General features: G+C 52.3%; 18 protein-coding genes and 1 pseudogene. 13 read left to right on the top strand and 6 right to left on the bottom strand.

Features of this window, described 5'->3' with window-relative positions:
- Window positions 1-101: 101 nt before the first annotated feature.
- Window positions 102-425, bottom strand: a complete 324-nt coding sequence (locus CQ018_RS17345) for a PqqD family protein (protein ID WP_105551277.1) — start codon at window positions 423-425, stop codon at window positions 102-104.
- Window positions 426-481: 56 nt separating this feature from the next.
- Here CQ018_RS17345 and CQ018_RS17340 point away from each other — a divergent pair, with 56 nt between their 5' ends.
- The 4 genes from CQ018_RS17340 (at window position 482) to CQ018_RS17325 (ending at window position 4,057) form a co-directional block, all read left to right on the top strand.
- Window positions 482-1,072 (top strand): low molecular weight phosphatase family protein, encoded by a 591-nt coding sequence (locus CQ018_RS17340; RefSeq protein ID WP_105551276.1) that lies wholly within the window; start codon window positions 482-484, stop codon window positions 1,070-1,072.
- Between the two features lie 449 nt (window positions 1,073-1,521).
- A complete protein-coding gene (locus tag CQ018_RS17335) occupies window positions 1,522-2,403 on the top strand; it encodes a hypothetical protein (RefSeq protein WP_146111946.1) in 882 nt (293 codons plus the stop codon).
- Between the two features lie 259 nt (window positions 2,404-2,662).
- Window positions 2,663-3,370: a helix-turn-helix domain-containing protein gene (locus CQ018_RS17330; protein ID WP_219844083.1), complete on the top strand. Its 708-nt coding sequence runs from the start codon at window positions 2,663-2,665 to the stop codon at window positions 3,368-3,370.
- A gap of 180 nt (window positions 3,371-3,550) precedes the next feature.
- Window positions 3,551-4,057, top strand: a complete 507-nt coding sequence (locus CQ018_RS17325) for a hypothetical protein (RefSeq protein ID WP_105551273.1) — start codon at window positions 3,551-3,553, stop codon at window positions 4,055-4,057.
- 418 nt (window positions 4,058-4,475) lie between these two features.
- On the opposite strand, the gene CQ018_RS17320 is transcribed toward CQ018_RS17325, so the two are convergent.
- Window positions 4,476-5,492: a MauE/DoxX family redox-associated membrane protein gene (locus CQ018_RS17320; RefSeq protein ID WP_105551272.1), complete on the bottom strand. Its 1,017-nt coding sequence runs from the start codon at window positions 5,490-5,492 to the stop codon at window positions 4,476-4,478.
- A gap of 1,876 nt (window positions 5,493-7,368) precedes the next feature.
- On the opposite strand from CQ018_RS17320, the gene CQ018_RS17310 reads away from it, so the two are divergent.
- Window positions 7,369-7,857, top strand: a complete 489-nt coding sequence (locus CQ018_RS17310) for a hypothetical protein (protein ID WP_105551270.1) — start codon at window positions 7,369-7,371, stop codon at window positions 7,855-7,857.
- 231 nt (window positions 7,858-8,088) lie between these two features.
- Here CQ018_RS17310 and CQ018_RS17305 read toward each other — a convergent pair.
- A pseudogene (locus CQ018_RS17305) lies at window positions 8,089-8,896 on the bottom strand (IS5 family transposase).
- A gap of 1,294 nt (window positions 8,897-10,190) precedes the next feature.
- On the opposite strand from CQ018_RS17305, the gene CQ018_RS17300 reads away from it, so the two are divergent.
- Window positions 10,191-10,904 (top strand): response regulator transcription factor, encoded by a 714-nt coding sequence (locus tag CQ018_RS17300; protein WP_105551269.1) that lies wholly within the window; start codon window positions 10,191-10,193, stop codon window positions 10,902-10,904.
- Window positions 10,905-11,132: 228 nt separating this feature from the next.
- On the opposite strand, the gene CQ018_RS17295 is transcribed toward CQ018_RS17300, so the two are convergent.
- Window positions 11,133-12,620, bottom strand: a complete 1,488-nt coding sequence (locus tag CQ018_RS17295; protein ID WP_219844082.1) for a choice-of-anchor G family protein — start codon at window positions 12,618-12,620, stop codon at window positions 11,133-11,135.
- Between the two features lie 627 nt (window positions 12,621-13,247).
- On the opposite strand from CQ018_RS17295, the gene CQ018_RS17290 reads away from it, so the two are divergent.
- Window positions 13,248-13,961, top strand: coding sequence for a response regulator transcription factor (locus tag CQ018_RS17290; protein WP_105551267.1), 714 nt, complete (start codon window positions 13,248-13,250; stop codon window positions 13,959-13,961).
- 6 nt (window positions 13,962-13,967) lie between these two features.
- Here CQ018_RS17290 and CQ018_RS17285 read toward each other — a convergent pair whose 3' ends face one another.
- Window positions 13,968-14,984, bottom strand: coding sequence for a D-2-hydroxyacid dehydrogenase (locus CQ018_RS17285; RefSeq protein WP_105551266.1), 1,017 nt, complete (start codon window positions 14,982-14,984; stop codon window positions 13,968-13,970).
- Window positions 14,985-15,138: 154 nt separating this feature from the next.
- On the opposite strand from CQ018_RS17285, the gene CQ018_RS17280 reads away from it, so the two are divergent.
- A complete protein-coding gene (locus CQ018_RS17280; protein ID WP_105551265.1) occupies window positions 15,139-16,020 on the top strand; it encodes a PaaX family transcriptional regulator C-terminal domain-containing protein in 882 nt (293 codons plus the stop codon).
- A gap of 91 nt (window positions 16,021-16,111) precedes the next feature.
- Here CQ018_RS17280 and CQ018_RS17275 read toward each other — a convergent pair whose 3' ends face one another.
- Complete coding sequence (locus tag CQ018_RS17275) at window positions 16,112-16,534, bottom strand: RidA family protein (RefSeq protein WP_105551264.1); 423 nt, start codon at window positions 16,532-16,534, stop codon at window positions 16,112-16,114.
- 141 nt (window positions 16,535-16,675) lie between these two features.
- On the opposite strand from CQ018_RS17275, the gene CQ018_RS17270 reads away from it, so the two are divergent.
- The 5 genes from CQ018_RS17270 to CQ018_RS17250 all read left to right on the top strand — a co-directional run bounded on the left by CQ018_RS17270 (window position 16,676) and on the right by CQ018_RS17250 (window position 23,101).
- On the top strand, window positions 16,676-17,542 hold the full coding sequence (locus tag CQ018_RS17270; RefSeq protein WP_105551263.1) for a fumarylacetoacetate hydrolase family protein: 867 nt from the start codon (window positions 16,676-16,678) through the stop codon (window positions 17,540-17,542).
- Window positions 17,543-17,559: 17 nt separating this feature from the next.
- Window positions 17,560-18,042 (top strand): cupin domain-containing protein, encoded by a 483-nt coding sequence (locus tag CQ018_RS17265; RefSeq protein WP_105551262.1) that lies wholly within the window; start codon window positions 17,560-17,562, stop codon window positions 18,040-18,042.
- A complete protein-coding gene (locus CQ018_RS17260) occupies window positions 18,039-18,908 on the top strand; it encodes an acyl-CoA thioesterase II (protein ID WP_105551261.1) in 870 nt (289 codons plus the stop codon). The genes CQ018_RS17265 and CQ018_RS17260 overlap by 4 nt, the downstream gene beginning before the upstream one ends.
- 60 nt (window positions 18,909-18,968) lie before the next feature.
- The gene (locus CQ018_RS17255; RefSeq protein WP_105551260.1) at window positions 18,969-20,600 is read left to right on the top strand and encodes an AMP-binding protein; all 1,632 of its coding nucleotides are present in this window, start codon (window positions 18,969-18,971) and stop codon (window positions 20,598-20,600) included.
- Between the two features lie 104 nt (window positions 20,601-20,704).
- The gene (locus CQ018_RS17250; RefSeq protein WP_105551259.1) at window positions 20,705-23,101 is read left to right on the top strand and encodes a bifunctional salicylyl-CoA 5-hydroxylase/oxidoreductase; all 2,397 of its coding nucleotides are present in this window, start codon (window positions 20,705-20,707) and stop codon (window positions 23,099-23,101) included.
- The last annotated feature ends 122 nt before the right edge of the window (window positions 23,102-23,223 follow it).

Below are 23,223 nucleotides of genomic sequence, written 5' to 3'. Positions count from 1 at the left end.
CATAGTCAAATAGCATGGCAACAGAATCGCGCATGACTTTCTCATTGATACTACCGGTTATTCAGCACCCACTTGCTTTTTGTGGCGCGCGTTGCCTTCGATCAGGAAGTCAGTGTGCTTACATCGATCAATCCGTCAGTTTTGGTGATGATCAAACTCTGTGTAGCTAGCTGCTCAAGAAAATCCATAATTTGAGGCTGAATCATAGCGGGATCTACTTCGTATGCATCGGCCAAGAGCGCGGAAATGCTCCGGATTGTTTCGGCTTGATCTAAGGCTTCCCAAATAGCCGCTCCAGTTCCAGTGAGAACTATTGGTTGAGTAGCGTCCAAATGCAATATCGCGAAACGGTCGGCTTCAGCGGATGCAACGACTGCCAACCTTGGAGATTTTATCCAATGCATTTCCTCGGCATTTTGAATCATGACTCCATCGTATGTTGTTCCCTACGATTGGTTCCAATCAACAGTAAGATCAGTGCATGATCACACTATTGATGGTTTGCACGGGCAATATTTGCCGTTCTGCGTATGCCGAGCGAATGCTCCAAAAACAATTGGATGCGGTAACGCCCGGGGTATTTCTTGTTCGAAGCTCCGGAACTCATGCAATGGTTGGTCATCCCATTGAGCAGACCGCGGCGGCTCGTCTAATCGAGGGCGGCGGTGACGACACAGGATTTGCAGCCCGGCAGTTGAGCGAGGTAATTCTCGCCGATATCGATATCGCATTCGCAATGACGGAAGAACATCGCACAGCTGTCGCCAGTTTGTCTCCACGGATGCTTAAGCGCGCATTCACCATTAGAGAGTTCGCAGCAATAATCGATGAGGTTGAGTCCGACCCCGCAATCAATATGCCACGCGGACATGATGCTGCCACGACAGCAGCTCGTTGGGTCCAGCTACGCCAAGTATCAATTCTTAAGCGCCATGCTGCTCGTACTCGTCTTAACGGAATTCTGGATGTAGACGATCCCTATAAGCGCGGCGAGGCAGCCTTCGACACCATGGTTGAAGATTTAGATCCGTTAATAGCGACCATCGCACGTTTCGAATCGAATCATGGCTAAGCTTCCCTCTGGCCAAAGACTACCCATAGCATTTGCTTCGCGAGAACATGTTGCTTCAAGCAAGTAAAGTTTACTTTCTCGCTTACTACTTGCCTTCACCGCAGGAAATATTTCCAATTCCAGTTCGGTATGGGTCAAATACCAAGCCGGAAGCAAGATAAGACCTCCCTTTGAGATAATGTGGAAGAATTATGAAGGCCTACTCTGAGACTTGTGTGTCCGATTGTCCGGATGAGGACCATTCCCAAGAAAACGTAGAATCTGTCCTAATTGACGTAGTCAAAACGACAGTTCAGGTTGTCGGACTATCCTTCGAGGAATCGCAGATACTACTGACCGCTTGGGAACGTTGCAAAGCACGTTTAGCCCCTGTTAAGTCAGTGAATACGGCTCATCCCACTATTGAACGTTCTCCGTCATTGGAGTGGAAGCAGTTTCACGAAAACTTGGTGAGCTGGATAACTCGCCAAGCGATTGAATCTGGGCGCGGAAATCTATTCATGTTCCATGCGGCCGCGCTATGCTCACCTAGTTCTGGAGCATCAATTGTTTTGGCGGCCGAGTCTGGGACTGGAAAGACCACGGCAACACGTGTACTTGCGACTGAGCTCGGCTACATTACCGATGAAACCGCAGCGTTCGATACTGATGGGGTTCTCTACCCATATGCAAAGCCACTATCCATTCTTACGGGCGCAAAACAACGCCCAAAGACTCAGTTCTCACCGGCTGAGCTGGAACTTCAACCCTATGAGGGAGAAGCTCGCGTCGCCACGATCGCTGTTCTAGACCGCGATCGTTCGGGGCTTTTAGCAGAACCAATTGCAAGCAAGCTCTCACTCGGGGAAGCACTGAATCAGCTCATTCCCCAAATGTCTTCGCTGTCATATTTGGATCGTGGCTTAGTTCAGCTTTGTCAGCTAATCGATTCTTTGGGAGGCGTCGTTCAGCTACGCTACGCTGAAGCATCCGAGCTTGCTGCAATTATCAAGGATTTATTGGGTTCCCCCAGAGCCTCAAAGAACCACGAGTGGTCCGCAGCAGACATCCAAGTAACATCGCGCCCTGCCCCAGCAGTGTGGTCCATCCGCCGACAAACCGTTGATGATGCCATCTGGCTTGGTCCAGACCTCGGGCTCCTCAAGGACGAGCAATACATTTTACTTACGGGCATCGGCCCCTTTATTTGGGATTCTTTGTCCGATTGGAAGACGTTCGACGAGCTATTCGACGCTGCAATAATCACTTTTGGAAGTGTTGCGCATGCCAAACAAATATTGCATGAACAATTAGAGTCGCTCTGCTCCCTTGGGATCTTAGAACGAGCATAGAGACTTAGGGAGCAATATGCGGGGAGTAAATAGCGATTCGTCACTCAGGGAACCTACAACTCGAGTAATCGAGCGGCCAGATACCCATAAGATTCGTGAGCTGTCCGGATTTAGAATCAAGGTTGAAGACAACGCTTCTTCCAGCGCAACTTGTCTTAATTTCGGTGATACTGCGATCCTAAAGATCGCCTTCCAGAAAGGTGCCACCTCAACGCTCGGTCAATCGACGGATTCGACGAGCATCGTAATCATATTCGTGGTGGCCGGTGCAATAATAAGGCTGGGTGAACCACAAGAATTCACAACACCAGCTCTTGCTGATACAACCTGGTTTTACGATGAATCAACCGAAACCACAGTTGAGTTCATCGATGATTCACAAATTATTGCAGTGCGGCTACCTGCTCAGGTCCTATCCGAGTTTGGAATTTCGGACTCCGCCCAGCTTCTCCAGTTGCGCTACGACGATGGACTGGTAGGTCCCACCCGTGCGTTCCTAGAATCAACGCTCAATTTAGATTCCCAGCTACCATCTGTTTCAAGATATTTCCTAGAAAAACTAGTTCATGAAATGGTCGGCGGTATCATTCTCGAGAACATGGGAGTTTCAAAGAGCGGCACTACGCGTCGGAGCCTCTTTGAACAATCCATCGCCTACATAGCTGCGACAACCGGAGATCCCGAACTGACTCCTCTAAAACTTGCGACAGAGCTCTCAGTCTCATTGCGTCAGTTACAGCGCGAGTTTAAGCGTCAGGGTCTGACAATTGCGAGTTCCATCAAACAGAACAGGATTGATCTGGCGGTTCGACTACTGCAGGATCCTAAGTTCATGGTTCTGTCCATTGAAAAGATCGCAGAGCACTCCGGCTTCACCTCGCTAGTGCAGCTTCGCCGAGCACTGCAAGCAGCCGGACTTGGCAATCCGACAGATCTCCGAGTGAGTTCAGGTCAGCAAACTATTTAGGCCGTAAGCACTGCATCTCGAACGCAATGAATTTAACGTACAAGACAATTCGCGACGTCAATGTTGCCAATAAGCGACAGGTAGCTCGGTTCCTCAACAAATTCTTCCAAATTCAAGGTTGAATCAGGATTGCAGACCGTAAAGGTAGGCATCCCCCATTTCATTCCTTTGAGGAGATTCATGTCTGAGATCGAAAAGCAGGGCATCATGTCCAGCACGCAGAACCGCCGCACCATCGTCAAGGGCGCCGCCTGGTCTGTACCAGTCATCGCCGCTGCAATTGCTGCGCCGATGGCAGCGGCATCGGGTGAAACCGGTACGCTCGTTGTATCTACCAATAACTGTAGCGGACTTGAAATCGCCAGTAACCCTGAGTTCGTCATTACAGCTTCGGGTGGCGATACCGCAACGACCACATTCAACATCACGAGTAGCAAGGTCGTTAACCTAACCCTGCAGAACGCTTGGACCGGAGTCGGTGGCATTAGCCTCATTGTCCTGAGCGGCAACACTTGGAGCTTCACTATCCCTGCTTTGACTGCTGGCCAGAGTGTCACACTTAAGTCCAATGCTCAGCTTGTCTCGCTGTTGGGATCTTACACGGGCGCAGTCGCTAACGGAGATTCGAAGACCATGTCCCTCACCTTGGGCCTGTTGGGTCTCGTCACCCTCTGCAGCACCAACTAATTAGAGCCCTAATTGGATGCTCGTTCTAGTACGGGCTACACAATAGTCAAAAGCTGGGTCAACATTCTCAAATTGTTGACCCAGCTTTTGCTTGCACTATGCCGTTCTGATCCACGACTTTCGATGTGGGACTCCGCATATTCTGCAACCAGTTTCCAGCTCCGATGAATTACTCGACCGCTTTCAGCTCCCTGGTTTAGTCTGGTTTATCAACCCCAGCTGAAGAGCTTTCGAGTCCAAGCGTCGCCAGCTTAAACAATAAACTAAGTCTGCTATGAGCTTTAGGCAACATAGGTTAAGCTGATGAGCCTCTCGCATTCCCAACTCACTAGTTAACTTAGGTTGCTTCCTGTTTGACCTTCTCTTTCTAGAAGTAATGATCTTTTTGCCATAGGTAAATAGCCAACAAAAGCATCCGTCAGTTCTGAGCAGAAACTGCGATAGATATGGCTTCCTGTAATCCCTGAATCGAATCCGGTCCAAGAGCTGGACCTGCACCAACATGACCGTCAGTTCCTAACAAGATGGCACTTGGTGTAACCGGCAAACCCAAGATAGTAGCCACCATAGAAGAACCATCGTACAAAGCGTCTTCTGCTTCGTGTGGATAGTGCTCTGCAAAGTCTTCGGCCTTTGCGCTAGTCACCAATCTGATTCTCACAGCAGGTTCGAGCTGTTCCCGCCACTCCCCTACAGATTCGGTGACTGGCTTACAGGCGTAGCAGTCAGGCTGGACAAAGATAAGTAGTTGGGCTTGTTTACTAGCCATCTCTGATAGAACCACGACATCACCCGTTCTAGTCCGCAATTCTGCTTTAGCGATAGGTTGGCCTTGCAAACTGTAGTCAGCCTCGACGGATTTACCTGTATTGTCTATGATCTTCTGAGGCTCAGGTAATGGCACAACGAAGTTGAAATCTCTGTTCTGGAGAAGAAGTATCCAAGCTCCGCAACAAAGCACCGCAATAAGCCACCAGTAGTCATCGGCAAGGAATTTTGCCATTGCAACCATGCTCCCCGTCATTGTCGGTGAAGCTAAGGCCAGTATCCCGGCACCAGCGGTAAGAGCAATATTTCTAATGAGAGTCCCCAAGTTTACGGGAGTAGTACTCAAATTGCCAAAACAGTTGCAGTGAACCGTTGTCTTTCGCTTCAATACGATTCCGACAAGTATCGTGAAACTGAAAAAAAGCGCCGCAACGAGTATTGACACAATGACCAATAGTTGCCCTGTTGTAAGTATCAAGCTGATGCCCAGAAGCATCTCAGTACCTGCAAACAACAATGCAACCGGACGCGTCTGTACGAATTTTGGTAGTCCAAATCCGCGAAAGGCTTCCACTGTCGACGCTGGAACTCTAAGTTTCTGACTGCCACTGACAATGAGCACTAGGCCTAGAATGGCAGGTAAAAGAAACTGGATCGTATTGCTCATAGATTCATTATGCTTGTATCCCAGCTCCTCTCCGAATCGCTCACTGATGTGGTCTCTTACCGTGATCTTTCGGACCTCGATCGATTACCATCGAAGCAGGGCCGTTGGGTAGTCCGCTTACGGCCTCCCATTCATTTTAGGTAGCTGTGAGTCAGTTCGGGATTGATGTGGTTGGCTCGAGCGGTTTCGGCGATGTTGGGTTTCCTTGGCAATCGGAGTACTGCTATGGCCGCCTGGTGAGTGACGTGAGGAAATATAGTGTATTGCCGCTGTGCATCCCGTTGCAGTCTCCTCCGAACCTCACACCCCTGATGTAACGGAGCGCCCAAAATGGCTCATCCATTCCGAAGGACTCCTTGATCAGCTATGTCAGGCGCTGCAGTTGTGGCCAATGCCGAAGCGCTGCATCCGCAGGCAGATTATGTCCACATTCTCGCAGGGCGTGGTGCGCACTACATCTTCACATTGAAAGTCAACCAGCCCACACTATTGAAACCGTTTGCCACATGCTCACTGGCAGCAGGTTCCAACCGGGCATCGAGCCAGAGCCACGGCCTACTACCAGCAGACAGATCATCCGCAGCATCAATTGTGCCAGGCTGAGCCCAGAGATCTAGTTTCCCGACGCACTCCAAGCCACGCAAATCACATTCAAGTTCACGGCCCCTAAACACCAAACCGTGGCATCTGGAAATTGTCTCAGCAGTCACGTCATTACCTACTTATTAGGCGCGTCTTCCCCAAATGGCAAGCCGAGCTCGAAGCTACTTGGGTATCGAACGCGGCCTCCACTGGCGACTCGCTGTTCTATTTCAAGAGGACAAACACTGGGCGCGCGGCGGACAAACACAACGGGCAGTGGCTATCCTACGAAGTGCTTCCGTCATTCTGCTCGGATGCTTTGGTCACAGGTATCAAAGTCGACGATTCGTGACGAGTTATCCTTCAATCAATGTCGAACTTCGAGTGGTATTGCCTCCTCCAGCTCGATATTCAAATGGGAAACGAATTCAAGATTCACCCTTCTTGGAACCACTCGAGCACACACTAACCAGCCCACCAACTCGGCCAGAAGACGGTGAATAACCGACATCTATTAGTCGCCTTCAATAAAACACTCAAGATCGCACAAGGCTCCGTGATTATGATTGTATTATGCATAGCCAATCAAACATTACGAACATGCTCACATAAGGCACGCGGCACTACGTTCCGTCGACACCTTCAAATGTAGGCTGAGGCCACTTGATCGGACAATCACACGCCCAGCCGATATCCGCCAAGCGCAACAGCGTAGAGTGGCTAAACCCTCGAGCATTGTGGAAATCCTGCAAAGTGATCATGAGGGGCCTGGTCCCTCAGATATTCACGAATAGTGCACGTACCCCCCTCATCTCAAGTTCTTGAACCCATCAGAAGATCGCACCAACTACGGCGATCATACGCCTCCCGAGCACTGTGTTTGCACCGACCGCACCTAGGGTGAACTCAGACCTATTGAAACAGCCGGCTGCTGCCGCATGACCTTAGATGGAGAAGACGCTCTTCGTTGCAGCCCCGTAGAACCACGGAGCGGCTGCCGCGCACCGAAAAACCTCTCCAAGTGCCTGTTTACTCGGAAACATCTCGTGACAAGTCACCCATCTTTGAGCAGGTCAACAAACTGAAGTTAATTTGTATTTTATTTTTAAATAAATTTCTTTATTTTTATTCAAGAAACTTTACTATATTAGAAATCTCATAATTCATGGTGCTTGCTCAGTGAACTTGACCTAGATTTTCTAGCCTATTTCGCTGAAGTGTGGGCATGGCAGGATGTAGCCGAATCAATTTGTCGTCTGAATATCTACTCGTCACGAAAGCTTTGGGGTCTTCAATGTTCGAAAACATTTCAAAAGGTTCAACAAATCGACGTACCCTCGTCAAGGGCGCCGCGTGGTCTGTCCCGGTAGTTGCACTTGCAGTCGCTGCACCTTCCGCCGCAGCAAGTGGCGAAGTTGAGACTCCGGTCTTCTACGACTGGTCAGTTGGAGGCTCCGCCTCAGTTGGCAGCGGAAACAACGCTTTCTTCACCGTCAATGGGCAGAGCGCCGACGGTGAAGACGCAACTGTCCCTGCAGGCTTCACGATCGTAATCACACCACCAGAAGGTGTGACGCTCAAGGTCAACTCCTACCCAGGATTCATCAATGTTCAGACTCACGCGGATGGGCGAATTACCGCAGATGTAATCGCAGATTTCCCTGGGAAGCCGAGAATTAACTTCATGGTCACGGGCCCAGTCGGTGCTGTAATTACCTCTGTTGGTTATGGGCCGTTTGCTCCGTTCGAAGATGCGAAGGTTCTTACCATCCGCGAAGGCTAACAGACTGAGATTTTCCGAGTTGGTCTCCATGCTCAGGTTGCTCTGAGTATGGAGACCAACCTGTTTAACGAAATATTCAGGCGCGCGCGGGCTTCGATAAGAATTCCTGCCACAACAAGTCGGATTCACCCCTAGCTTTCCCTAACGTCTTGGCTGAAAAGACGGAGCAAAGTAGTCCTAAATTTTGCAACGCAATTTAATCTAAGAAATTCCACCAATAGGGAGCGTTGCTTAGGGTTTTCGTGTGGGTCGGGTGTCCCAGCGGTGGGTGTACCAGGCTTCGCGGATGAGCCGTCGTAGAACGATGATGCTGTTGGCGAGGCTGATCATGGCGTCGATGACACGGACTTTTCGCTCGGTACAGATCAGCAGCTTCTTGAATCCGCGGTTGTGCCATGAGTTGGTGCGTTCCACGACCCACCGCGCTCCGGCTTGGAGCGGTTCGCCGTGTTCACTGATCTCCCATTCACAACCGAGTTCGGTTAACAGATCGCGGGTTTTGGTGCTGTCGTAGCCGGCGTCTAGGTGCACGGTGATCTGGGGTGGCCGGTGGAATCCAAAGCGGGAGAGCTTTTCGAGGGTGGGTCGTAAAAGTGGTGAATCATGTCGGTTAGCTGGTGCTGCGATACAGCCAAGAGGGATGCCTTGCCATCGGTGAGCATGGAACGTTTGGTTCCTAGTTTGCCGCGGTCTACCGGGGATTTTCCGGCTACTTCACCGCCGCAGGGTGCCTTGACGATACATCCATCCACGGTGAGATTTTCTAGTTCTAGGCCCACGATGCGGTCATAGGCTTCGAGGCAAATTTGTTCTAGATCGGCAAAGATTCCGGCGGTGATCCATTCATCTCGGCGTCGTCGGATCGTGGTTGCAGGACAGGTGTTGTCACTGATCTTTTCGTAGGCGCGCCGAGGACGAGGACTTGGATGAGTTTTTCAAAGACCAGCCGATCGCTGATCCGCGGCCGGTGACAGCCCCAGGGATGATGGTCTTCGACCTTCGGAATGAGGTCTTTGAATTGGTTCCGGAGGGGTTCCATAAGGAAAGATGGAAGGGCAGGGACGATGCTCCTGATAAAACGTTTTCTTGGTCGAAAACATTTTTAACATAGGCTCGTGCCTGCCTTGCACTTTAATGACGTTGGTCCTCGGATTAATGACGGAGATTGCTCATGGGTAGCTCCGGGCTAAGTGCCTACTGGCGGAATTTCTAAGTCGTTTCAGCCGAAATCCGCTAGCTACATCCTGCTCAGACTCTTCCCTCGTATTGGGTGATAGGTGTCAGCTAGCGCCGATCCACGGGGTAGGCGCGTAGTCGGGGTAGATTCTGTTCCCACAAAAACAACTCAGCCTCTGCTGATGTTTTCCATCAAACGTTGTTCCTCTCATCTGTGGATTTCAAGGCCAAGATCTCGCCGATCCGCTAGAGCTCCTGTAATGCCTGCTCACATTTCTTAGTCGAGCTGATTACCGTTGAGAACGAAATATTCCAGATTAGATCTAAGACGTCCTCTCATGATGAGGTGCTGGTTTCACTGCGTTTTCATAAACTGTTTTGGGAAACGTGTTGGTCTGATTGGATACTCGTTCTCAATTCATCGAATATTTGGCTTCTTGAGAGCCGCCCATGTTGCCATTCAGAGCCACCTATCGAGTCTTTGAAAGCTCGGAAAGGTAGCCTGTTGCTTCCTAGCAATTCGTGGGTGAATCAGCATTGCCAATGGCGAGTAAGAAAAACGGTGTGAGGCTGATGCTGCAAACTCGTGCTGAAGCGACTGTTGTTGAGGATGTTCTTGGAACCGGCGGGACGTCTGCACGGGCCGATTGCATCTGTGTGTTGCACTCAGCACAAGCCGTTGGTTTGTAACGAAATCCCCGGGTACGATTTTATGCCGACGCTGTCACGGATTAAATTGCTCCGATTATGATCTGAGTTGCGAGAACGGTGGCTACACCATGAAGGAGAGCCCCTCAGTCGTTATCAGTTGGATGACGTTGTTGAGAACTGGCTTGTATCCCAAACCTACGAACATTCAATGCTCAGGCTAGAACAGTGGGAATACTCCAGTTACTGGGAAAATCACTAGTAAATGTTCTGCACCGAGCGCGTAGACTTCCGTCAGAAGGCATAGATGATAGCCACTTGCCTATATCTATTGAGTGCTTTCTTACGCGAAAATGACAGAAAACCCATCACCGTTCGCCAACTAGCTAGTTTTTATGGCTACTATGGAAAGTGCATACATCGATTTGTAAAGTTTTGGGGCACAACGCGGTGATATGCACTGCCAAGTTCACTTGCAATGACAGCATCACATTTTCAGTAGGAGAACCATGACGTTGCCCCAAATCAGAGTGCACCTTGCCGACTCTGACTATTTTCTTCGTTTAGGCTTGGAAAGCCTGCTTACCGCGACTCCTGATGTTTGCCTTGAAGAAGTTACAAGTAACGGTAACGACGCTATCCAATTGGCCAAGCAAGAGAAACCAGACGTTGTACTGATGGAATCAACCATCAATAACGTCTGCAGCATGGAAGCGACTCGACGGATTATTTTAGCGTCGCCCAATACCAAAGTAGTTATGCTTTCGTCAGTTCACGATCTAGAGACCATGACCCGGGCACATTCCGCGGGCGCATGCAGTTATCTATCCAAAAGCTCCGTTTCAACCGATCTTGGCGCGGCTCTGCGAATGATCAACGCCGGAAACATGATATTTTCCAAGCCCGCAGATGCCGAACGATTCCCCCTAAATACCGTGAGCAACTATGAGTTGCAGTCCCAGCTGCTGCGACAGACCAGTCCAAGGGACAGAAGGCTGCTGAACTCATTGGCCAGGGGATACACGAACACTCAAATTGCGTCGCTGCTCCACGTCAGTGAGGGGACGGTCAAGGCTCAACTGGCAAAAATCATGGAGCCTCTAAACGTAAAAAATCGTGTCCAGCTAGCAGTCCTTGTTGTACAGGCCGGTCTACTTGAAGAAATTAGACCCACAATTCCGCTGACTGCCGGGCCAAAGCGGCAGTCCATGCACCGAGCGTAGCCAGTCTCGAGCACGCGTGCGAACGAGTCTCAGTAAAAATAGTTAAAAGCCCATGGGCCGGTCAATCGACTCGATATAGACCGGCCCATGGGCTTTGTTCAACCATAAAGAATATTGCGAGTACTAGCGCCTAGCGGTATATCTCATGCGGCTACCTTAGGTATTTTGGATGAGAACTCCGGAGGACACCACAAGACTTATGCCCCGCTCAATATCTTCTATCGGCGGTTACTTGGAAGCGTTGTCTTTCGCACGAACTGTCGAGGTCGCTAGCGAAACCTTAGCGGTGTTCGAGGTATTGGCGTTTGGAAGCAAAGTAACGGTTACTGCACTTACGGTGAAGGATTCATTATCAGTTGCCTTCGGGTTTTTTTGCTCATTGATTGTCACCTTGAGAGCCTTGGAAATTACCTTTTCCAGAACCGGATCAAGTGTCTTCAGAACCGGGTTTACCACCTTAGTGAGGGTCGGCTCTACAGAGCCAAGCACGTCATTGAGCAGCAGTCCGGCCGGAGCCTTAACAAGTTTCAGCACCGCATTCAGAATCGGTTCAACGATCTTGCCGACGGAAAGCTTGATCCCAAGGACCTTCACTGTCAAAGTAGTTGTAGCCTTTGGAGCAGCGGCACCCTTAACACCAGCAAGGCCACCCAGCGTGCTCTTAATGACAACGTCACCATTGACCTTTGCCAGAAGCAGAGCCTTCGCGTTTGCCTTGACCGTGATGACCAATTCAACACTGTTCAGTGCTTTTTTAAGCGCTGTGTTCAAATCAGCGACAACGGTACCCAGAGCCTGCGCAACACCATCGGTAATCTTTGAAATTGTTGCAGCCGTGAGAACTTCGGTGTTTGGGGCCAGCCCATTCAGGTCACCAGTTTTAGGGTTGTTCTTGACTAATTTGGCCAGGTCAACGTTGATGTCTCCGGTCTTGAGGTCAATCTTGACCAAACCGTTCTTATCCTTGACCGTGCCCTGAAGCACATCCTTGACTACAACGTCAAGAGCCTTGTCTAGGCCGTTAATGCCAATGGAAACGTCACTCGTTTTTAGCTTAACGAGTCCAAGCACGTTGACGTTCACATTCAACGCATTGACCGCTGAACCCAAGACGCCCTTGGTGCCAACAGCCGTATTCAATGTGCTGCCGATGCCATTGACGGATTTACCAAGGGTCTTGGTGAGATTTGCAACCAAAGGGCTGCCAATGTTCAGCTCTGCATCAGCCAACTTGTAGTCTGAAGTGATTTTGCCATTTGACTTCGAAGCTGTCGAGGCAACTGCACCGAGCGAAAGCTCAAACTCATCAAGTACTTTATTCGAGAGACCGCTGACACCAAGACCAGTCAAAAGACGTGTCAAGTCGATCGTTGCATTGTCGTACGGGCTTGTTCCGCTGCCAATCTTAATGATTCCGTTCTCGCCCAATACGCCAGCGGCAGCCTTTGCGGTCTGAGCATTTGGAGCAGCCGCGTAGCTACTCAACAGTCCAACTGAACCTAGATCCAGCAGCCCGTTGTTCGTGCCATTGCTGATGAGTGGAAGTTCAATTCCACCCAAAGCTAGCTTCTTCTGGTTTGGACCCGGATCTGAAATATCACCAGCAGTACTCTTTACAGCATCAAGTAGATCCTGCTTCAGCAAGTTGGTATCGATGAGCTGGCCAATGGCCTCAGAGTTGTCCGCTGGTGCGGCAAACGCGGAAGTTGCGGGCAAAATGACGAGGCTGGATGCAACTGCCCCTGCGACAAGGCGACGTGAAACCGAAAAGCTCCGCTTTCCGTTTCGCTTCGACTGGTTCTTTACGTTCAAGGAATTCTCCGTCTTAGGCATTCGGGTGGATGAGTGATGAGTGTTGAGGCAATCGCTTCGATACACAAAAATCATCATAGAAAAGCAAACAGTTCATGGCTTTTGCCAAACGACCCGATTCATACCGCCGTGCCTACATGAAATTATCGCCATTCGAGCATGCAAGCGAGCACTAGCGAGTAGTTTCTTTTGGCTATATAGCTAGCCTTACCAGCATTTTTCTTCAGAATTTTTTTCGTGACCCCGGTTCTGTACAAACTTTCCTGACTCAATGTTTGATAGATTCCATGGGGTTTGCCGAGATCAGTGCAACGCAGCAGTGTTACTAGCCATCCGGCTATCCGGCTAAAATCCGACGGCGCCTACCGAAGCTCAAACGCGCAGGAGAACCCATTGTATGGCTGTGAAAAATTCTGCTCGATATCACCGATAGACGGCTCAGCCGATAAGCTCTTATGTGCGCGACGAGTAACTGTCCTGCGCCTGACAAGAACAAATACGTAGCGATGTCAAGAAATCAGCAGGAGAACAATGCCAGTCACCCCAATCCGGGTTCATCTTGCAGACGCAGACCCTTTCCTCCGTTTGGGGTTGGAACGGATGCTTGAGGCAAGTCCAGACATTCTTCTAGAACAGGTCACTGAGAACGGCACTGACGCCGCTGAAGCCGCTGTGTCGGCAAAGCCCGAAATCGTGCTTATGGAATCAAGCATTACCAATGTGGGGAGCCTCGAAGCCACTCGACGAATTCGAGCTCATGCACCACTTACGAAGATTGTAATATTTTCGGCTATTCATGACATTGAAACCATGAGCCGTTCGTATTCTGCAGGGGCACATAGTTACCTAGCCAAGAGCTCTATCGCTACAGATCTTGCCCCGGCTATTCGTCTTATCGTCTCTGGCAACGAAATTTTTTCAAAGCCAGCAAACGCTTCAAACTTTTCCGAACACCCGACTCGCAAATACGAGCTACAGACGCAGTTCCTGCGCCAAGCAAATCCGCGCGATAAGCGGCTACTCATCGCGCTTGCCCAAGGCAAGACAAACTCCCAAATTGCAAGTATCCTCCATGTCAGCGAAGGAACCGTCAAGGCACAGATTGCCAAGTTAATGGAACCGCTACATATCCAAACGCGGGTTCAGCTCGCGGTTCTCGTTGCCCAAGCTGGCTTGCTTGAGCAAAACAAGGTATCACTCTCACTCAGCGTTGGTCTCGCCCGCCCTACAACACCGCGTGCCTAGGGAAAATCAATATCCTGCTACTGGGTCGTATATATTCACTAGAGTTTCTCCGGCTAGGTATCGGTGCAAATTAGTAATAAACAGTTCTACAAGCCGAGCGTTTTCAGCATCGACATTTGCCGCATTATGTGGGGAGAGAATTAGGTTCGGGGCATTCCACAACGGGCTACCCACAGGCAACGGCTCCGGGGTTGCCACATCAAGTACGGCACCTGCCACATGCCCGGATTCCAATGCCTCAATAATCGCGTCTTGATCAAGCACTGGGCCACGCGCCAAATTCACTAACAAGGCACCTGGTTTCATGCTTGCAATGCGCTCTCTTGAGAATAATCCGATAGTTTCATCGGTCAATGGGCAGGCAAGAATAACAATGTCGTAGTCCCCAAGTTCGAGCTCCTCAAAGTTGAGACTTCGAGCAAAAGGTTTCTCCAACGTTCGCTCGCTTCGAGTGGTCCCGTCGGTAGTGACACCAAAGAAATCAAGAGTCCGTGCAACTTCACGACCAATGCTTCCGGCGCCAATAATCAATGCACGGCGCCCATACAGAGTTGAGGTTGATCCACCGCCCCAGCGTTGGGCTTCCTTGTCGGCTTCAAGGCCGGGGATCCTACGCACAAAATGTAACAATCCTGCCACGGCAAATTCGGCAAGTGGTTTTGCATGCACGCCAGCCGCACTAGTGATACGGGTTTCCCCCTTTGTATGGCCTAGCGCCTTCGCCCGGGTGCCAACACCAGCTTGTGATGCCTGAATCCATTTAAGCTTCGGAGAATGCTCACGCCAGAGCTCCGGCTGCCACCAGTCAAAATCAAACATAATTTCGGCAGTGTCCAGATGTTCTTGCCAACGAGCTCGTTGCGCAACGGTTAGTTGCCGAGGATCGCCGTGGTGATCACATGAATAACGCGGTACGGGCAAAAGCTCGGGTTCATAAATCACTTCAACGTCAGGAACGTCGCTTCGAATCTGTGAAACGAGTTCCTCAGCGAGATACGAAGCTATCAAAACCTTTGGGCGCATGATGATAAGTGATTCCTTTTACTTTTGTTGGAGTTCTCGTTTGAGTCTATTGGGAAGACAAAGAGCATTATTATCGCACGTCATATTAACGACACGTACGGCCGAAGCCCACTGATCAGTCAGGTAACCCGTCCGGATTGGATAAAGTAATCGCATGACTTCCCCGGCAGGCCCCCATAAGGCAGTTTCAGAGCCTGCAGCACCCCGGCATCATCAACTAATAGTCTCGCTCTTTGGCCTTTATGCACGCCAGCACGGTGGCGGGTTACAGGTTGCAACAATCATTTCACTGATGGAGGACATCGGTGTTGGTTCCACCGGAACCCGCTCCTCAATTTCTCGTCTCAAAAAGCGCGGAGTTATTGAAAGCATCCAAGTCAATGGGCGCAGCGGCTACTCACTCGCGGAGTCCGTCATTGAAACTTTCATTGAAGGTGATGAAAGGATCTTCCACCCTCACCGTGCAGAAGTTGGGGACCCATGGCTACTTGCGACTTTTACAGTTCCTGAATCCCAACGCAATATTCGCCATAAGATTCGTTCATCTCTGGTTCGCATGGGCTTTGGCTCGGTAACTCCCGGTCTATGGATTGCGCCTGGTCACCTCCGCGATGAAGTCCTTGCATATTTCGCTCGCCGAAAGCTCAATGAATTTCTAGAATTCTTCATGGCAGATCATGTTGGTGGAGCCGACCTGCGCCAAAATATTGGAAGCTGGTGGGATCTTCCCGCGCTAGATTCGCTGTACTCGGATTTCCTTGCGCACAATAGCGAATTATTTACTGCGTGGAAAAACCAAGCAGAGCTAAGCGAAAGTTACGAGATCGATGAGCGCGCATTTGCCGACTATCTGGTCCTTGTCACGCAATGGCGCCGGCTCCCCTATCTTGACCCGGGCCTACCCACAAACTATCTACCTGATGACTGGAATGCGTTAGAAGCCGAGAGTCTTTTCCAACAATTGCATGCAATATTGGCCCCGCGCGCCGAACGACACGCATCTCTAGCCATCGAGAGGTCGTTGGCAGCGCGTTAATTACTAGTTCCATACACATGTGCCGCCCGGTGACGCTGAAAATAGCAGCGTCTCCGGGCGGCACATGTCGTTTAACTCAGAAAGTCATTCTTTAGTCGTTGCGGTCCTGAATGACAGCAACACCCTGAATTTCAATAAGAGCTTCCTTCTGCCATAGACGGCTTACTCCCACTCCGGCCATTGCCGGATACTTAGTTCCCGCCATGTCACGCCACAGCCTGCCAATTTCACGACCATTGGCCATGTAGTCATCAACATCGGTCAGGTAAATCGTCACGCTGACCAGGTCTTCCGGGTGCCCCCCGGCTTCTTCAAGAGTTGTCAGAATATTTGAGAACACCTGTTTGAACTGCTCAACGATTCCGCCCGGAACAATTTGCATGTTCTTATCCAGTGCCGTCTGCCCGCCAAGATAGACAGTCTTCCCGGCAAGCATTCCATGCGCGTATCCGGATGGCTTTGCCATTGATTCGGGGTTGATCGTGAGGTTTTCGTGAACCTTGGTCTCGGTCATGCGACACTCCCTTTGAACTTGGTTGGCTTGGTGGTTATTCCACCCCCTAGCGCCACAATGGTGACGCGTGTTACATTGAGGATACGTGACGGCGGTCAAAAAGTCGACACATATATATTTCGTATCTTGAAGGGAACACGGATGAGGCTTGCAACGATTCTGCACAAGGGCCAACGCACCGCTGCGCTTGAAATCGCCACAGGATATCTCCCGCTACCGGCACTCGATCTGAACGAGCTACTCTTACAGGCCGGTTGGAAGTCCACCGCAGAAACGATCCTGAGCACTCACCGAGCACATGACGTTATCGTCTCGGCAGAGGCCACGTTGCTGACCCCACTGCCAAACCCGCACAAGGTTATCTGCTGCGGGCTCAACTACTCCGATCACATCCTAGAAATGGGTCGTGAGTTACCCGAGTACCCCACGCTTTTTGCCAAATTTGCCGATACCCTCACCGGTCCCCACGCCAAAATTGTTTCTGAACATTCGGAAAATGTTGATTGGGAAGCTGAACTTGCGGTGATTGTGGGCGGCGAACTACGCAACGCCTCAGAAGCCGAAGCAGCAAACGCCATCGCCGGATACACGATCGCCAACGATGTTTCAATGCGCGATTGGCAGCGCCGCACGCTGCAGTGGTTCCAGGGCAAGGCCTTTGACGGCACCACTCCCCTTGGCCCTGTTCTTGTGACTGCGGACAGCCTAGATCCGGAAGCCGGATTGGACGTCATCTGCACCCTCAATGGTGAGGAAGTCCAGCACGGTAACACCAAGACGCTGGTCTTCTCCAGCGCCAGACTACTGTCCTACATCTCGACTTTTACGGTCCTGCGCCCGGGAGACATCGTGTTGACCGGCACCCCCGGCGGAGTCGGCATGGGTATGGTGCCCCCGCGCTTCCTCCACGACGGAGACACGCTAGAAACCACCATCACGGGTATCGGCACTCTATCCAACACTTTCAGCATCAAAATCCCGGCTAACGCCTCACCCACCAATACATAGTCCAAAGGAGCACACCCATGAGCAGCACACCCACCGTCTACCGCACCGAAGGCGATAACTCCATTTACGCAGGAAAAGACGGCGTAGTAGTTCCGGTTGTCACCCGCGCCGGAGAAGAAGACGCAAACACCGCTCAGTCAGGTGACTGCATCCGTGTTTCCGGGGTCAGCATTCAGCACACCCCCGCAACCAAGATCTGGTTCGGTCAGGTTTCTAACACCCCCGGCTACCGTTCGCTGCCACACCATCACGGTGAAGCAGAAACCGGAGGTTACGTACTTCGCGGGCACGGACGGATCTACTTCGGTGAGAACTACGAACAGTTCCTCGATATGACAGCCGGCGATTGGGTTTTTGTACCACCATTCATGCCACATGTTGAGGCCAACATGTCGATCACCGAAGATCTCGTCTGGCTCACCGCCCGCACTCCAGAAAACATTGTTGTCAATCTCGAAGATGTCGCAGATACGTCCTTGGAAGGATACCGCCGAGCATGAGTTCCCAGATTTTCCTCGATGCCATCGAGCTCACCACGTGTGAAGCCGAAGTATTCGATCAGGCGTACACCGCAATTCCACAATATGTTCCGTGGCCCAAGGCCTATGGTGGAGATATGGTGGCCCAGGGCGCTTCGGCAATGATGCGATCGGTCGGTGATGACCGAACGCTTCACTCAATGCATTCCTATTTCCTGCGTCCGGTAGATATGCACGTACCGGTCCGCTACGAGGTAGAACTCTTACGTGATGGACGCGGTTACTCAACGCGTCAGGTACGTGGATTTCAGAATAATAAGCCCGTTTACACGGCTTTAGGTTCCTTCCATGTTGCCGAAGATGGAAGCGAACAATCTTCAACGGCTCCCTCCGAATACCTAGATATTGACCCAGAATCATTGGCCAGCGCCGCCCAAGTCCTCACCGAGGCAGAAGGTGCGGCAGCCGACTACTGGTCAACGGGCCGTAGTTTCGACATGCGCCACGTCCCCGGTGCCCTCTACCTGAATGTTGACGGCGAGCGCACGGCTCACCAGGCAGTATGGGTCAAGGCATTTACCGAACTTCCAGATGACGGGATCACCCAGCGTGCGGCGCTAGCCTACGTATGTGATTACACGATTCTTGAACCACTCCTGCGTACCCAGAATCTGTCGTGGGGTACCGAGGGGCTGGTGACCGCAAGTCTGGATCATGCGATGTGGTTCCACCGTGAGGGCCGAGTTGATGACTGGGTGCTTTATGTTCAGGAAGCTGTCTCTACGCAGAACAGCCGGGGTTTGGCTTGGGGCCGTTTCTATACTCGGCAGGGAGCGCTCCTTGCCACTGTCGCCCAAGAAGGCATGATCCGCGCGCCGCGCGGCTAGCAACCACTTATTTATCCGAGCACCATTGAAAATCGACTCCTGGAAAGAGACGGCAAGTTCATGGAATTATCGCTTTCGGCACACCAAGACACCTTTACACGTGATCACCTTCCACCCCACGAGTTGTGGCCAACTCTAGAATTCACCTTGCCCGAGCTGCAATATCCCGATCGGCTCAACGCCGCCGTTGAGCTGATTGATGAGGGTGTACGTAAATTTGGGGCAGATTCCATAGCCCTGAGAGCACCGGATGGATCCACCCAAAGCTATGGCGAGTTACTGCTTCGAGCCAATCAGGTGGCCGCGGTACTCACCGAAGATTTGGGAATCGTTCCGGGGAACCGGGTCATGCTCCGTGCACCTAACAACGCATGGTTAGTTGCTTGTTGGTTAGGGGTACTCAAGGCCGGAGCGGTGGTTGTCACCACCATGCCGGCACTACGCGCACCGGAAATTAGCAAACTTGCGGCTTTGACACGGCCCTCGGTCATGCTTTGTGATCACCGGTTCATGGCTGATGCACTCGCCGCGGCAGATTCGCAGTACCCGGTGATCTCGGTGGGTTCCGAAACTGGCGCAGATTTGCTGGCGTTAGCGGCGGCAAAGTCCGGAGAATTCGCAAATGTGGAAACCTCGGCGGAAGATGTTGCGCTCCTTGGCCCTACATCCGGTACCACCGGCGTTCCTAAGATCACCATGCATTTTCATCGGGATATTCTTGCCAACGCCGATACCTTTGCCAAGCATATTCTTGAGCCAACATCCACTGATGTCTTTGCAGGTTCTCCCCCGTTGGCTTTCACCTTTGGGCTCGGTGGATTGGTGGTCTTTCCACTGCGCTTTGGTGCCAGCACCCTGTTGACCGAACGCACCACCCCGGTAGAACTTGCACGGTTCTCACATGATGCCGGAGCAACAATTCTATTCACCGCTCCCACCGCCTACCGCGCCATTCTGAAAGAAGACCAAGCAGATCTCTTGCGTAGCCTGCGCCTAGCAGTTTCGGCCGGTGAACACCTGCCCGAGGCCACCTGGCATTTGGTCAAGGAAGCCACCGGGCTCGAGCTAATTGACGGCATTGGGTCTACCGAGCTCTTGCATGTATTTATCTCCGCCGCCGGGACAGATATTCGTCCCGGGGCCACCGGCAAGGCAATACCCGGGTATCGGGCCACCATCTTGGATTTTGAGGGAAATGAACTTGGTCCCAATGAGATCGGAAGATTAGCGGTCATCGGTCCTACCGGTTGCCGGTACCTCGATGATGAGCGCCAGCATGCTTATGTTTCCAATGGTTGGAACGTTACCGGTGACACCTTCGTCAAGGACGCCGAGGGCTACTTCACCTACCAGGCACGCAGCGACAATATGATCGTTTCCTCCGGCTACAACATTGGTGGCCCCGAGGTTGAAGAGGCAATCATTCAGCACCCCGAGGTTTTAGAAACCGCAGTGGTGGCTCGTCCCGATGAACAGCGTGGCTCGGTGGTATGTGCCTTCGTAGTTCTCATTGAGGGCGTTACGGGCTCCGAAGCAAAGGCCAAGGAACTTCAGGACTTCGTCAAGAGCATCATTGCTCCATATAAGTATCCACGCGAGGTTCGCTTTGTTGAAGAGCTACCCCGCAACCCCAGCGGCAAGCTGCAGCACTTCAAACTGCGTGAGGCTCTTATGCAGACACCTGCACCCTAGCTAAACCGTAGTTTCTCCCCCATCTTTACTCACAGGCAACACCCCACGGTCATTTGTCGACCCCGTTTTCGGGCCGATTGACACCGTTGAAAGGAAACACCCCCATGAAAATCGCAATCGTTGGTGGCGGCCCCGGCGGCCTGTACTTCGCAGCTCTGATGAAGCAACTTGACCCGGCGCATGAGGTCACCGTGTGGGAACGCAATGCCGCCTCGGATACCTTCGGCTTTGGTGTGGTCTTCTCCGATGAGACCCTGGGCGGAATTGGGAATGCGGACACCGTCATTGCCGAATATATGTCCCGTCGCTTTGCCCGCTGGAGTGATATTGATATTCACTTCCGTGGCGAAATGCATACAGTTGGCGGGCAGGGTTTTGCCGCGATGAGCCGCAAGGAACTCCTCGAGCTGCTGCAGCGCCGCTGCCTTGAACTCGGCGTGGAGGTACATTTCTCCACCATGGCCCCGGAGGTAGAACAGCTTTCTGCCGAATATGATCTGGTACTGGCGGCAGACGGGTTGAACTCTGCCATCCGCACACGGTTCTCCGATTCCTTCAAGCCATCGCTTGATGCGCGTGTATCCAAGTACATGTGGCTGGGCACCAACCAAGTCTTTGAGGCGTTCAAGTTTTTCGTCAAGGAAACCGACGCCGGAACCATGCAGATCCATGGTTACCCCTATTCGGATGAAGGTTCAACCTTCATCGTGGAAATGCACGAGGACGTCTGGCGTGCAGCGGGATTCGACGAGACCGAAAACGACGCCTTCGCCCCCGGCGTGAGCGACGAAAAGGCCGTGGCGAAGGTCAAGGAGATCTTCGCCGAAGAACTTGCCGGGTATGAGGTGCTGACCAATAACTCCAAGTGGATCAATTTCACCACGGTCCGCAACCAGAACTGGCGCCACGAAAATATCGTGCTGCTGGGCGATGCCGCGCACACCGCGCACTTCTCCATCGGCTCGGGTACCAAACTCGCCATGGAAGATTCCCTGGCCTTGGCCGCCTGCCTGCACGAGCACGGAAATGTCGCCGCAGCGCTTGAGGCCTATGAGACCGAACGCCGCCCCGTGGTCGAATCCACCCAACGTGCAGCCCAAGCTTCCATGGAATGGTTCGAAAACATTGGCCAGTACAAGGAACAAGACCCGGTGCAGTTCTGCTTCAACTTGCTCACCCGCTCCCGCCGCATCACCTATGACAACTTGAAACTGCGCGACACGGATTTTGCGCACAAGGTTGATGAGGACTTCGCACGCCGCTCCGGCTCCTCGGAAATCTCCCCGGCAATGTTCCAGCCCTACAAGATCGGTGAACTGGAGCTGGTGAACCGCGTGGTAGTTTCCCCCATGGATATGTACTGCGCAGTTGATGGCGTGCCGGGCGACTTCCACCTGGTACACCTTGGTTCCAAGGCCATGGGCGGAGCCGGGCTGGTCATGACTGAAATGGTCTGTGTCTCGGACATTGGGCGCATCACCCCCGGTTGCACCGGCCTGTACACCGGTGAGCAGGGCTCGGCGTGGAAGCGCATCACCGACTACGTACATGGCAACTCGAACGCCAAGATCGGCGCGCAGATTGGCCATTCGGGGCGCAAGGGATCCACCAAACTCATGTGGGAGGGCATCGATGAGCCGCTCGAGGAAGGTAACTGGGAGGTGCTGGCTCCCAGCGCCATCCCCTATGGCGAGGGCTGCCACGTCCCGGCAGAAATCACCCGGGCGCAGATGGATACGGTCCGCGAACAATTCATAGACGCTGCCCGCCGCGCGGATGCGGCAGGCTTCGACCTGCTGGAGCTACACGCCGCACACGGTTACCTGCTCTCTTCCTTCCTCTCCCCGCTATCGAATACACGCACCGACGCATACGGCGGATCGTTAGAGAATCGCCTGCGCTACCCGCTCGAGGTGCTTGACGCGGTGCGTGCGGTCTGGCCAGCACACAAACCTATCGGTGTTCGTATATCCGCCACCGACTGGACCGAGGGCGGGAATACCGAGGATGACGCATTGGTCATCGCTCAGAGGTTCATCGACCACGGCATCGATTCAATCGACGTCTCCTCCGGGCAGATCGTGCGCAACGAACGCCCGGCTTTTGGCCGTAGCTACCAGACCCCGTTTGCGGACAAGATCCGCAACCAGGTCGCCGCAGCAGCCGGCGTTACGGTCATCGCGGTGGGTGCCATCTCCTCCTACGATGATGTGAATTCGATCCTGCTCGCGGGTCGCGCCGACCTGGTGGCCTTGGGTCGTACACACCTGTACAACCCGCAATGGACGCTGCAGGCCGCAGCAGAGCAGGAATACGTGGGAGCCGGTGCCAGCTGGCCGTTGCCATTCAAGGCGGGGCGCCGCAAACCACCAAGCGCCCGCACCGACGCCGTTCGACCGCGTCTATCCCTGCTGAAGGAAGAAGAAGTTGATGAGCAAACGCATTTGCGCTGGACTCCAACCTCCACACATTCGGGGGAATCACTCATTCCGGTGAGCTAGTCACGCTGGTGCACCAGCGAATATTCTCGTGGGGTGGTGTCCTTGTGAACTGCTCCCCGAAAGTTGGACTGACTAATTCAGTTCCTTACTTTCGGGGAGTTTTTCATGCGTAAAAGTAGTTC

This window comes from Arthrobacter sp. MYb227, assembly GCF_002975435.1.
GTDB lineage: Bacteria > Actinomycetota > Actinomycetes > Actinomycetales > Micrococcaceae > Paeniglutamicibacter.
The sequence above is the reverse complement of the archived record's forward strand: the minus strand, read 5'-3'. Positions and strand labels throughout refer to the sequence as shown.